Origin of the sequence: Vibrio sp. 070316B (assembly GCF_013114115.1) — a bacterium.
Taxonomy (GTDB): domain Bacteria; phylum Pseudomonadota; class Gammaproteobacteria; order Enterobacterales; family Vibrionaceae; genus Vibrio; species Vibrio chagasii_B.
In genome coordinates this window covers 189,553-203,030 of the sequence record NZ_VTYC01000003.1, presented here as the reverse complement: position 1 = coordinate 203,030, position 13,478 = coordinate 189,553, and the positions used below count along the sequence as shown (strand labels likewise).

General features: G+C 36.7%; 13 protein-coding genes and 1 pseudogene. All 14 read right to left on the bottom strand.

The features are described 5' to 3' along the window. Window positions 1-180: 180 nt before the first annotated feature. Complete coding sequence (locus F0251_RS04905; RefSeq protein WP_171730473.1) at window positions 181-1,185, bottom strand: NAD-dependent epimerase; 1,005 nt, start codon at window positions 1,183-1,185, stop codon at window positions 181-183. A gap of 10 nt (window positions 1,186-1,195) precedes the next feature. Beyond that, on the bottom strand, window positions 1,196-2,362 hold the full coding sequence (locus F0251_RS04900) for a nucleotide sugar dehydrogenase (protein WP_171730472.1): 1,167 nt from the start codon (window positions 2,360-2,362) through the stop codon (window positions 1,196-1,198). Window positions 2,363-2,421: 59 nt separating this feature from the next. Continuing rightward, window positions 2,422-3,552: a glycosyltransferase family 4 protein gene (locus F0251_RS04895; RefSeq protein ID WP_171730471.1), complete on the bottom strand. Its 1,131-nt coding sequence runs from the start codon at window positions 3,550-3,552 to the stop codon at window positions 2,422-2,424. 2 nt (window positions 3,553-3,554) lie between these two features. Further along, entirely contained in the window at window positions 3,555-4,436 is an 882-nt protein-coding gene (locus F0251_RS04890) for an ATP-grasp fold amidoligase family protein (protein ID WP_171730470.1), read from the bottom strand. Between the two features lie 49 nt (window positions 4,437-4,485). Next, on the bottom strand, window positions 4,486-5,418 hold the full coding sequence (locus F0251_RS04885; RefSeq protein WP_171730469.1) for an SIS domain-containing protein: 933 nt from the start codon (window positions 5,416-5,418) through the stop codon (window positions 4,486-4,488). Next, window positions 5,419-6,171 (bottom strand): 3-deoxy-manno-octulosonate cytidylyltransferase, encoded by a 753-nt coding sequence (kdsB, locus tag F0251_RS04880; RefSeq protein WP_171730468.1) that lies wholly within the window; start codon window positions 6,169-6,171, stop codon window positions 5,419-5,421. It abuts the gene before it with no gap. 3 nt (window positions 6,172-6,174) lie between these two features. Next, entirely contained in the window at window positions 6,175-6,738 is a 564-nt protein-coding gene (locus tag F0251_RS04875) for an HAD family hydrolase (protein ID WP_171730467.1), read from the bottom strand. Window positions 6,739-6,740: 2 nt separating this feature from the next. Next, window positions 6,741-7,538 (bottom strand): 3-deoxy-8-phosphooctulonate synthase, encoded by a 798-nt coding sequence (kdsA, locus tag F0251_RS04870; RefSeq protein WP_171730466.1) that lies wholly within the window; start codon window positions 7,536-7,538, stop codon window positions 6,741-6,743. A gap of 29 nt (window positions 7,539-7,567) precedes the next feature. Continuing rightward, window positions 7,568-8,665, bottom strand: a complete 1,098-nt coding sequence (locus tag F0251_RS04865; RefSeq protein ID WP_171730465.1) for a hypothetical protein — start codon at window positions 8,663-8,665, stop codon at window positions 7,568-7,570. Between the two features lie 14 nt (window positions 8,666-8,679). Beyond that, window positions 8,680-9,858, bottom strand: coding sequence for an EpsG family protein (locus F0251_RS04860; RefSeq protein WP_171730464.1), 1,179 nt, complete (start codon window positions 9,856-9,858; stop codon window positions 8,680-8,682). Then, a complete protein-coding gene (locus F0251_RS04855; RefSeq protein ID WP_171730463.1) occupies window positions 9,858-10,769 on the bottom strand; it encodes a glycosyltransferase family 2 protein in 912 nt (303 codons plus the stop codon). The genes F0251_RS04860 and F0251_RS04855 overlap by 1 nt, the downstream gene beginning before the upstream one ends. Window positions 10,770-10,799: 30 nt before the next feature. Further along, a complete protein-coding gene (locus F0251_RS04850) occupies window positions 10,800-12,233 on the bottom strand; it encodes an oligosaccharide flippase family protein (RefSeq protein WP_171730462.1) in 1,434 nt (477 codons plus the stop codon). A gap of 3 nt (window positions 12,234-12,236) precedes the next feature. Continuing rightward, window positions 12,237-12,821: an acyltransferase gene (locus tag F0251_RS24625; RefSeq protein ID WP_216610895.1), complete on the bottom strand. Its 585-nt coding sequence runs from the start codon at window positions 12,819-12,821 to the stop codon at window positions 12,237-12,239. Window positions 12,822-13,106: 285 nt separating this feature from the next. Further along, a pseudogene (locus tag F0251_RS04840) lies at window positions 13,107-13,324 on the bottom strand (hypothetical protein); the annotation flags it as partial. Window positions 13,325-13,478: the final 154 nt, after the last annotated feature.

Genomic DNA, 13,478 nt, shown 5'->3' with positions numbered 1-13,478 from the left:
TTATTATCAAGGCACAGCAGGTATGGCTTTTATTTGGGCAATCGAAATGGCAAACAAAAGTGCCCCAAACCAGAATGGAATGAGGCACTAGCAACATCAGAGGAGCTGTATGTGTATAGAAGAGGTTTATAGAAAGGGATGGATTTCTATATTGGAGCTTTAAAAAGTTCTACTGTGGTTTTACTTATTATAAAACTCGCGGTACCACTGAATAAATTCAGCGACACCCTCTTTCACAGTAACCTTAGGGGTGTAGCCGGTTGCTGCAAATAGGTCTTGAGTATCAGCATAAGTTTGGTACACATCACCAGGTTGCATTTCGCGGAAGTTTTTCTTCGCTTCAATGCCCAGTTCATCTTCAATGGCTTTCACAAAATCCATCAGGTTGATTGGTGAGCCATGGCCAATGTTATACACCGCATAAGGGGCAGAACTGGTTGCTGGCGATCCGGCTTCTACTGTCCATTCGTTATCACGCGTTGGCACTACATCGGCGATGCGTACTACACCTTCAACAATATCGTTGACGTGGGTAAAATCACGCCACATGTCACCATTGTTGTTGATATCGATTGTGTCACCATCAAGAATCTTCTTAGTGAAGATAAACGGTGCCATATCTGGGCGGCCCCATGAACCATAAACCGTAAAGAAACGCAGGCCTGTGGTTGGGATGTCATACAGATGAGAATAGCTATGCGCCATCAATTCATTCGACTTCTTGGTTGCAGCGTACAGCGAAACAGGGTGGTCCACCGAATCCGACGTGGCAAACGGCGTTTTCGCATTTAAGCCGTACACCGAGCTTGAAGAGGCATACACCAAGTGCTGCACTTTATTATGACGACACCCTTCAAGAATGTTTAAGTGACCCACTAGGTTTGAATCCGCATACGCATGCGGGTTTTCAATAGAGTAACGCACACCAGCTTGCGCCGCTAAGTGGATTACTTGATCAAACTGTTCCGCTTCAAACAAGCGAGCTACACCATCGCGATCGGCAATGTCTAACTCAACCAATTTAAAATTTGCATGCTGAATACGCGCGAGGCGAGCTTCTTTCAGTGCCACATCGTAGTAATCGTTGAGGTTATCGACACCGATAACTTGATGACCTTTCGCTGTAAGCTGCTCTACCACCGCACTGCCGATAAAACCCGCCGCGCCTGTTACTAAATACTTCATGGTTTTACCCTTAATCTGAACCGAAAAGATCGCGTGTGTACACTTTGTCTTCTACATCCGCCAGCTCTTGCGCCATGCGGTTAGACACAATCACATCACAGCTTGATTTAAACTGCTCAAAATCCGTTAGCACCAATGAGCGGAAGAACTCTTTTTCTTTCAGCTCTGGCTCAAACACCACCACTTCAATGCCTTTAGCTTTCAGGCGCTTCATAATGCCTTGGATACTCGAAGCGCGGAAGTTGTCCGAACCGGACTTCATCACTAAACGGTAGATGCCCACGCGCGTTGGGTTACGCTTGATGATTGAATCAGCAATAAAATCTTTACGTGTGGTATTCGAATCTACAATTGCACCAATGATGTTATTCGGTACGTCTGAGTAATTCGCTCGCAGTTGTTTGGTGTCTTTCGGTAAACAGTAACCGCCGTAACCAAATGAGGGATTGTTGTAATGCGAACCGATACGTGGGTCTAAACAAACGCCATCAATGATCTGGCGCGTATCTAGGCCGTGCGATTCTGCGTAAGTGTCTAGCTCATTAAAGTAAGCGACGCGCAGGGCCAAGTAAGTATTGGAGAACAGTTTTACCGCTTCCGCTTCAGTCGAGTCAGTAAAAAGGATTTCAACCTCTTTCTTTACCGCACCTTCTAGTAGTAGGTTAGCGAATACTGTCGCGCGTTCAGAACGCTCACCTACCACAATGCGCGATGGGTGCAGGTTATCGTAAAGCGCTTTACCCTCTCGTAGGAATTCTGGCGAGAACATCAGGTTTTCACAGCCTAGTTCTTCTTTAATACGCGCAGTATAACCCACAGGGATAGTAGACTTGATCACCATTACCGCATCCGGGTTAATCGCCATTACGTCTTTAATCACGGCTTCAACAGAAGATGTGTTGAAGTAATTGGTTTCAACATCGTAGTCTGTTGGTGTGGCGATAATCACGAATTCCGCATCGGCATACGCTATTTCTTTATCAAGAGTTGCGGTGAAGTTTAATGGCTTATTTGCCAGAAAATCTTCTATCTCTGCGTCGACAATTGGCGATATTTTATCATTCAATAATTTTACTTTTTCTTCGATAATATCGACTGCGACAACGTCATGATGCTGGGCCAATAGCATCGCATTTGATAAGCCTACATAGCCGGTACCGGCAATTGCAATTTTCATTTTAACCAACTTGTTGTTTTAACACCGACGGCTTACACCTCGGAATATAACCATTGAAATTAACTCAGTGCAGATTTCACTGCTTCTAGATATTTATTGATGACAATCTTTTCATCAAATTCGTTCTCAACCTTAGTACGGCTCTGCAGGCCCATTTCCAAACGCTGCTCATGAGAATGTGTGATCATTAGATCGAGCTTCTCGACAAGGCTCTTAGTACTTCGAGGCTCACACAAGTAACCATTGATGCGGTCATCGACCGTCTCGCGACAACCAACATTATCCGTGGTCACAATAGGTTTGCCCATCGCACAAGCTTCTAGTAACGATTTAGGCACCCCTTCGCGATAAAACGAAGGCAGTACCATGCAATCAACTTGCGCAATTTCTTTCTCAACCGAATCAGAGGTGCCTAAATAGTTAACAATCCCTTCATCCACCCAAGATTGCATATCTTGCTTAGATACCGCTGAAGGGTTATTCACATCAAGGAAGCCCAAAAGGCGAAACTCGACTGCATTCCCATACTTGGCTTTTAACTCACGCGCCGCTTCAACATAATGACCGATGCCTTTGTCATAGAGCATTCGTGCGATCAGTAAAAAACGCACAATTCCATCATCTTGACTTGGTGACACCGAGAAGCGCGTTAAATCAGCACCAGAGCCTGGCACGCGATCGGTAATCTCTAAGGGGGCTAACTTGTACTTTGCAAACAGTGCGCGATCATCTTCGTTTTGGAAAAAGATAGTATGCGCTTTAGGTTGGCTAATTTTATAAAGAAAACGAGCTAACTTTGCCGTTAAGTTCTCATTAATAAACACCATACCAAGCCCGGCAATATTGTTAATAGACTTAGCGCCAACTAAATTTGCTGCCAGCGTGCTGTAAATATTGTTCTTTGGTGTGAAGTTCAAAACAACCGCTGGGCGAATTTTTCGGTAAAGATTAACAAACCCGACGAGTGTTGAGATATCTCTAATAGGGTTAGTTCCACCTTGGTCAATATCAATATGGTAGTGCTCTGCACCAAGCTCTTGAAGCTTTGTAGAATAATCATCTGCTGGTGAGACAGCGATTACTGTGTAACCTTGATTAAGTAAAGCTTGTATTGTGTTTTTTCTAAAGTTATACAAATACCAGCTAGTGTTAGATGTAATTATAACAGTTTCTTTACTTTTACGGTTCATAATTAATTAAACTCGTCCCACAAGCTACCAAGATAAAAATCAGCATCTTTACTACTGAATGGTTCCCACCCACTTCCATGGCAGAAGGTCAACTCGCCAAAATAAATTTTTTCGTCTACATTATATAGATCAACGCGGACATACTTGAATTGCTTTGCCAATTTTTTTGCAACATCAATAAGTTCATTCATATTCGATGGAAAGTTATACTCGTCGTTAACAGCATCATATTTTGGCTGTATATCAAAATTTAAACGATTTAATTTCTCATCAAATAGCGAGCGCTTATGATTACCAAAGCGATCAGAATCAACTTGGATAATAACTTTTGATTCTTTACCATTAAAAACATGTAATTTATAATCGGAAGGGTAACTACCATCCTTATGTTTAATTAACTTTTCAAAAACAACTCTTGGCTTTTCTATATCATAAAAATGTTCATCAACAATGTGGCCTACTTTGATTTTCAAGTAGTCGTTAAACTGCATACAAAGAGCCTCGACATCTAATTTTGACTTATCTTCTACAATCAAAACATTTTCACCACCACCACCATTACTTGTTTTCATAACAAAACTATCAGGAAGTTCTGAAAATTCTTCACAAGTAACAGAAACTGTTTCTTTCAAAAGTGGTATTAAATATTCCTCGCCAATCTCTTCTTTTATAAAACCCCTAACTGTATACTTATCAACAAATTTAGAAATAGCGCTAGGGTTTACATTAAACTTTCTATATATTATTTTTTCAGAGAATGACCTCGGCCTTTTAAAGTTTGGAAAATATTTGTGTGTAAATAAGAAACGAACATATGTATAACCTCGTCGACCAAGGATGAACCTAGATAAATCTCTTATTATGAACTTTAGCTTTTTACCCATGAAATAATAACTCTAGCATTAAAAAATCAAACCCTAATTAATATGTAAACTATTTTTTCAAAATACCAACCACACTACTATTTTCAATCACGATCAATGAACTAATACCTCGATTTTCCATTATCTCATAAGCCTCCTGAACATGTGCTTCTTGTGATATAGAGGCAGGGTTAAGCGTAGCAATATCTTGTGCAACGAGGTCGAAAACATCTCGTCCTTTCGCTTCCATGGCTCTACGTAAATCACCATCAGTGATAATAGCTAAAGTTCCGTCGTTCAAGTTAACGAGTGTCAAGCCTAAGTGGCTCGATGAAATTTTATGAATAATCGATGCGAAGTCTGCAGTTGAGTCAACGCTAGGGAGGCCATTAGAAAACATTTCATCTTGTACTTTCGATAGCAACCTTCTGCCTAAGCTTCCCCCTGGATGAAAGCGAGCAAAGTTTTCAGGCTGAAAACCACGAACATTCATCAAAGCAACAGTTAGTGCATCTCCCATAACAAGAGTTGCTGTAGTTGAAGATGTTGGTGCTAACTGCAGAGGGCAGGCTTCTTTAGGTACAGCAATATCTAGATGACAGTGCGAATTTGCAGCCAGTGTAGAGTTTTCTTTACCTGTAATTGCGATAACAAAGTTTCCATTATCACGTAAGAAAGGCAATAATTTTAGAACTTCTTCAGTTTCACCTGAGTTGGAAATTGCAATAAATACGTCCTCAGGTTTTACCATGCCAAGATCACCATGAAAGGCCTCTCCTGGATGCATAAAAAAGCTAGGGGTACCAGTACTAGCAAAGGAAGCTGCAATTTTTTTTCCGATAATACCGGATTTTCCCATTCCACAAATAATCGTTCGACCTTTTGTGTTGATAATGGCACTAATAGCCACTTCAAAATCAGAACCTAACCCTCTAGCCATATAATCCAAGCCTTCTATTTCGGTTTGGATTACCTCTCTTGCGATTTCGATTGAACTAGCCATTTAAAACGTCTTCTCTTCCATTATTTTTTTAACACTCTCGTAATCGGTAACAGTATCGATTCCATGAGGAACGTCACCATCAAACGTCATCGCTCCTATACTCATCCCGTGACTTAAAGCGCGTAACTGCTCCAATTTTTCATAACTCTCAAGTTCATCCTCTGCATATGAACAAAACTCTCGCAAAGCAGAAACTCGGTAGGCATAAATGCCGATATGCCTTTTGGCAAATGACAAATCAGAAGGGTTATCACGATTCATTGGTGACGCGGAACGAGTAAAATAAAGAGCTCGACCATTATGACCAAGAACAGCTTTAACAACATTAGGGTTCGCAAAATCATATTGAGAACGCAAAGGAACTACTGCTGTTGTAAGGTGGTAAGAGGGATTTGCCAACGTAAATGAAACGAGTTGTTGAATGAGCTCCGGCGGAATCATAGGTTCATCACCTTGCACATTAACGACAACGGTTTCATCGCCCCACTCCTTGATCTGCGCAACCTCATTAATACGATCAGTACCAGATTGGTGCGCGGAAGCTGTTAAAACAACTTGAATATCCTCTCCTTTTAACGCATCACTGATTCTTTGATCATCAGTCGCAACGAAAATATCAGCTTGCTTGATACCTGCTTCTTTACACCGCTCAATGACATGCCAAATAACTGGTTTATCGATTAGGTTTAATAAAGGTTTACCTGGCAATCTAGATGAGCCATACCGTGCTGGAATTACAACTTTGACACTCATTATCTATTGCTCCATTGTTGCTACGTCATCTAGGCGGATTTTTTCAAGTAAAGGTTGATATACCTCTTTTAGTGGTTTATCAAGTTGTGTCACCAACAATAGGTCAACAAACTCTCTTACCATCCCCTTGCCACCTTCAAGAGACGAAACCCAATCTGCACTATCGATAGCTAAACTATGAGCGTCAACTGGCGCCACAGCTAAACCTACCTTCTCAAAGATTGGTATATCCAGCACATCATCACCTAGGAAAGCAATTTGTTCCGGTGTAATTTGATATTTAGAACAAATATTAATTAAAGCGGGAAGTTTATTTTTACAACCAGTAATGATTTCATCACAACCCAGTTGTTGACAGCGAGTATCTAAAGCGGAACTGGCTTTACCTGAAATAACGCCAGTAAGAATATTGTGGCTACGTAATAACTCTATAGCTAAGCCGTCCTTAACATTAAACGATTTGAAGAACTCACCTTCCTGGTTAATATAAATAGAACCATCAGTCATGACACCATCAACATCAAGTAAAACCATTTTTATATTCTTACAAACTTGGCTATCTAACATCACTAGACCAATTTAGATTCAATAAAAGCACGGCGATGAACAACCTCATCAATCTCAAGCAAAGTCTCTAGTAGCTCTTCCATATGTTTCAGCGGCAACATATTTGGACCGTCACACAATGCATTATCTGGATCTGGGTGAGTTTCCATAAACAAGCCATCAATACCAACAGCCACTGCAGCTCTTGCAATAGCCGGAACGTGATAGCGATTGCCACCAGTTGAGCCATTCAGAGTACCAGGCATTTGAACACTGTGCGTTGCATCCATTACAACTTTGCATCCTGTTTCTTTCATAATGGTTAAACCCGGCATGTAGTTGACGAGCTGCCCAAAACCAAAGCTTGTACCACGATCACATAGCCATATGTTATCGTTACCGACTGCACGACACTTTTCAACAACTGGCGCCATGTCAGCTGGATGCATCCATTGGCCTTTTTTAATGTTTACTGGCTTACCCATTGAAGCAACTCGTTGAATAAATCCAGTTTGACGGACAAGAAAAGCCGGAGTTTGCAAAACATCGACAACTGAAGCAACTTCATCTAAGGGAGTGTCATCATGGACATCTGTAATAATTTTCACACCTAACTGGTCTTTGGCTTTCTGAAGAATCTTCAATCCCTCTTCGAGCCCTGGGCCAGTAAAAGAAGAAGCTGATGAGCGGTTTGCTTTGGTAAAAGAAGATTTTGCAATATACTCAATGCCAAGCTTGCTTGTTATTTCTTGTAACTGTGCAAAAGTATCGAGGACTAAACCTTCAGATTCAATAACACATGGACCTGCAATTAAAAACATAAATCACCTTATTATTTTAAGATAGAGCATTATTTAAACTTTGAGATAGTTTTCTTCCAAATTTTTATTATTTTTTTCGGAAGAAATACCTTTATTAAATCGTCAACAAGCCTAAATAACGGCTCAAAATTTATAACGTATTTGGATGAATAGAATTCTTTTATCTCGTATTGTTTATCTTCATTAGAAAATGGCTTTATTTTATCAATTATTGATTCATTATTTTGATGATCTTCCAAAACAGCTCTTTGAAAAGCTAACCGTTTTTTTTCTGGATCCAGCATAGATAAAAGTGTGTTTTCCAAATCATTAATTGAGTTAATTAACCAACCTGTCAATGTGAAAACTGGCGTATTCCGATATAGTATCTGTGCGACTGGCATGTTTTTCTGCATGGCAGTAAAAACTATAGTACTAGGACCCGTCAGCAGTGCAGAGACACTTTGAATACACTCCTCGAAAGAGCTGTCAATGTCGTTAATTATATCAGGGTTTATTTTTCTGAATTCATTTAATAAATCCTCATCGAATATTCTAGTCTTAAAAGTAACCTCCATATTATTTAGAGCACTGAAGATTTCAATATATATAAGAAATGCTATTTTCTTCTCACTCTCATTTATGTATATTCGATTAGCTGATGTTAATAAAAAGTCCATTTCCACTTTTTCACTTTTTTCACTTTTTTCATTAATTAAACTAGCATTAGTATCCAACGCTACTTTATTAGGGGTGAACCTAAGACTTTTACTATTATTAATTTTATTAAAATAATGAGATTCTAAACTACCCATCACTCCGAAATACTCATGTCTAATTGGCAAATAAAGATCAATATTTTTTTTTGCTAAGAATTCATTGCTATACATATTTTCCCATTCAATTATTCCATCTGACAACAAAAGAGTTTTAACTCCGTAATTGCGGCATTTTTCAATAATTAGATCGGATGTTGGTGAGGTGAATACAGTTGATACGACTAAATCATATCGCGAAAAGTATACCCTCCCTTGATTATATTTTCTGTTTCCTGAATAAGTTATCTCACAGTTAGGGAAATCTTTATTCTCATCAAAAATGTTAGCTCGAAGGTGATGTAGTTTACTTTCTAAAATGAGTATTTTCATAGTATATAATTGCTTTATGAAAAGAAATTGTTAAAACCGATTGAAAGTATATTCCCTGAAAAATATTTTATAATGTGTGTTTCTTCATTTGAAAAACCCCAAAAAATTATTCTAAAGGGCAAATAAAAATAAAAAACCAATATTGGATTTATTTTAAATTTAAAAAAACTTATTTTATTGAAGTTATTTAAAGGTATAAAAACAAAAAATCCGAAAAATAAGGTGAACATCATTCCCAATCTTTCTGAAAGTACTGCTATATTTGAAAAAACTAAAGCAAGTGAGAATGAATATATTAATAGAGCTCGAAATCGCTTCTCGGTGGAAGTAAGCCCGCTCAGCTCAACCCTCAAGATAAGACTTAAGAAAATGACTTTTTCAAAAAAATATATAGAAATTATCGAAGATGAAGTATCCTGATTATTGTAGTAGCGCAACCTATCGACAAAAAAAGCACCTTCAAACTTTTGATAAATATAGATAATACTATCGAGATCAATTAGATATGAAAGAAGGGAAGATAAAAAAATTATAGTCAAATACTTTTTATTAACAAATGAAACGAACTTTCCATTTATTAAAGGCAAGTATATGATGCTACTTAAATGAAAGCCTATTGACAATAGTAAAAAAAATACCCTTCTTAAAGTGCTAATTTCCCAAAAGATAAAGAATAGAATAATTAGTATACTCGCATAATATTGTCTAATAAGAAAGTTCAAATTATTGGAAAAACCAAGGAAACAAAATATAAGAAAAATCATCAAATATGTCCCCCGTCCAGCATCAACCTTATAAGAAGCAAACATTGCTAAAGAATATAATACTAAAGTATTGCAAAAAAAGAAGAAATTAGGAGTTATTAATTTTGATAAGCCATTGATATATAATTCCCATGCTAGTTCAAAAGTTCTGCTTGATAGCTGTTCGTTTCCTTCTAAGTCTAAATAAACATTTTTGAAGTAGTTAAGGTATTGGAGTGAATCAGACTCAGGGGAAAATTCACTTTGTAAATATGATATTGAAAAAATTAAGAATATTGCTACAACACCCTTAGAAAAAAAATTATCAAAAAAAACTAATAATAGTGCGATAGCTGCTATTGATAGAAAAATACTAAAGTATGATATTAATAAAACAATTAAAAATATAAGAAAATAAATAGTTAGTTTTTCATATTTACTAGTATTCATCACTTAAATAACACTCTCAATTTTTTGATAAGATTGCTATTGTAGATACAACCTAATTTGGACTTAGTAATTTCTTTACAACCTAGTTTTAAAATTTTAATTGAGTTTCTTTTAAAAAAATACTTAACTATAATCTTTATTTTATTCTTTGAAAAGTATCTAAGAGAAAATGCATCTATACCAAGCGGACTCATCTTACTTTGATGTTTTTTAAGCCAAGCTTTCAAAAAGTCAGGATCTAACTTCCGGCCAACATGATCATTATTTTCATCCCAGCTTAAATATCTCATAACCACAGCATTAGGATTAAATCTCATTTCATATCCATTGTGCACTGCGTTTATAGCAAATGATGGATCTTGTAAAGCCTTAAGAGATTCATCAAATAAATTTCTTCTAAATGTATTTACAGATGAAAATAATGTACTCGTCTGGCAACATTGTTTATGAAGAAAAATATACTCTTCAACCTTTTCATTAGGAGAAATTCCTCGAACAGGTTGCATCCATCCACCTTCATCAAGGACGTTATTGCACACTCCGAACAATACAAAATCTTCACCAGTTACAGGTTTATTCTCGGTATAATAACTTAATTGACTTTGGAGGTAATCTGTCTTCCAACAATCATCAGAGTCTAATAACGCAAGGTAATCACCTTTACAATTCAGGATCCCTGTATTTCTAGCGGCAGATGCATATTTATTTTCTTCATGTCGCAAAAACTTTAAAGAAACATTGCTAGGTAAATGAAGACAACTAACTGCTTCTTCTATCTCATGGAAGTTTGGTGAATGATCATCAACCACAATTATTTCTATAAGGTCTTTATATGTCTGATTACAAACAGAACTAATACTGTTAACTAAACTGTCTTTTCTTTTATAGTTCGGGATTACAACACTTATCATAAAATACAAACCAATTTATTCTTTATTTAATTAAAATGAGTATGTTAGCAATCTTTTTAGTGGTCTAATAAAGAAAGTTAAAATCACTAAGCCCAAAGCCATACCAACGATTAAATCAATTTCGGGGGAATAATCAAAATTAGCTAAAACATAAATTTTAATCAGTATGAAAATAACATTTGGAGCAGACATCAACGCGAGAACTTTAAATATACAAATGTAAAAAGGCTTAGTGCTTGAATTAAAACTATATTTAAACAAAACATGATATATTTGAACAAAATTGATGAGAAATGCTACAACAAGAGAAATAGCTATATACTTAACATCATTAAGAAATAGGCCAAAAAATATAGCACTAACTGTAACTACAGCGGCAGCAATACCTGATAAAAAAAGATAGCGAGGGCTGTTCATTACTTGAAAAAAAGCGCCCGACGTAGAAAGAACAGCTTGAATAGGTATCATGAAGCTTAGAATTTTAATCAAATCGTTTGCAACGATCCATTGTTCACCAAAAAGTATAAGTATTATCTCTTTACTGTATAAGAACATAAATACACTGATAGGTAACGATAAGGCTAGCAACCGAGAAGTTAATTTATTATGTTCCATAATAATAAATTCTCTATCTCCTCTAAATTTAGTCAATACTGGCTGAATCGCTGGAGCCATAGCAGAGGTAGTCATTAGAAGGGGGTAACGCATCAGTTGGTAAGCTTTATCGTATGTTCCCACAACACTCATGCCAAAGTATTTTGCTATGAGTATATTGTCTAGATTTCGTGAAAAATAATTTATGAAGTTAAATCCAAATTGATATAGCGAGAACTTCATAATGGATTTTATATGATATAGCTCTCTGCCTATATTAGCCCTACCAATAGTTGTATTAGATGAATTTATAGAACATAGTAAAAACCTGAACATGGATTGTACCGCAGGTCGCGATGCTAAAGAAAGTAAACCGAGTTCATTGATGTATAATAAATAAACAAAAAAGAAACAAATGAATTCGACAACCACGTCAATAAGAGCCAATACAAAGAATTTTGAGTCTTTAATTAAAGCCGTGTTAGGTACTATGTTAAATGTACTAAATAATATAGATACAGAAACAAAAAATGCAACATCCTGATATTCATAACCACCGTAGAAAGAATTTAAAAAGTATGAGAAAAAATAAAATGCAAATGCAATAAAGATACCCAAGACAAGAGTAAAAGTAAATATTCCATCTCTCTTTGAACTAGTAAAATTATCTTCATTTATTATAGCAGGTCCAATACCAACATTTGACAACATTTTAAAAAAAGTTACAAAAACCTGTATAGACGCTATTATTCCAAATTCATGAGGAGTAAACATTCTCGCATATATAGCTAAAGCAAGAAACTGAATTATATATGTCAACACCTTACCTGAAACACTTTTGGCTATAGCTCTGTATAATTTACTTTTCATATTTTAATTATCAGGCCAAATCTCTGAAAAATATCTTCTATTTTTATCTTTATCATAAAAATCTTTTAAATCCCTGTGCTTTATTACCCGTTGTGCAGCACCCACAACTATTGCTCCTTTTGGAACATCTTTTGAGACGACTGTTCCCATACCGATAACGGCACCGTCACCAATATTAACACCTGGTGAAATAGTAACGTTCATTCCAATCCAAACAGATTTACCAATTGTTACTGGCTTAAGAATATATTTATCATCATATGGTATAGCAGTTCCATCAATATTGTGATTAGCGGTATAAATTAATACATTTCGGCTGATCTGCGTATTTGCACCAATATTTAAACCTCCCATACAAAAAAAGTGACAACCATAACCTATTCTTACATTTTCACTCATTTTAATTTTATCTGGATATGCTATTGTCACTTCACCATGTATCTTGCAGTTTTCTCCTTTATTTTTGATCTTCTTTAGCTCAATTCTTCCTTTGGCTTTTCTAATTCTAAAACTTGCCCATCGGTCTACTAAGGCGACCAAATAAAATACATTATCATTAAAAATGTAATTTAATATTTTTTTTAGCACAATTTACTCTTATAAAATGGTTAATGCTACTATCCTAGCTAAAATCACAGAGAAGGTGAAAATCTACTGCTGAGATGGTTGAAGAAATAAAACTTAACACGGTTAATTGCTTACCGCCCATTCTTGTTCAGGCACGCTACCGCCCTTAGGTTTGGCTCCTACAGGCAATAAAACATGGTTTTTCACCGTACCTCATCCTAATGCGGTTTTCATACGGTTTCTAATTTGATGCGCATTCTAGCAAAGTAAGTGCATATTGACTAGTTTGAAATTTGAACCAAGATCTCACCACGCATTCACCCAACGAAAGCATTGTACGTCTTGTAGGTATTGCGTCCCTATGTAGTATCGGTTTTCTTGTGCTGCGTCGCAGTAGCGCTTTTCTATATCGATGAATATTTTGCCGTTACGGTACAAAGAAACAAAACTAGGGTTGCTGTTCACCGCCAGCATTGCTTTGATTTCAGTACGGGTTAAGCCTTGCGGTAATGGGTCACCAGTAGCTTTAAGAGCAGATACGAGTGACGGGTATACGAGATGCGAATAACTAAAAAGCAGATGCGGTTAGATAAGAAATAGATACGAGTAAGCTAGATTTGAAAAGCTAAAAGAGCGGATGCGTGTGACGGGTCAAAAGGATGCGAAAAGACTAAGAGC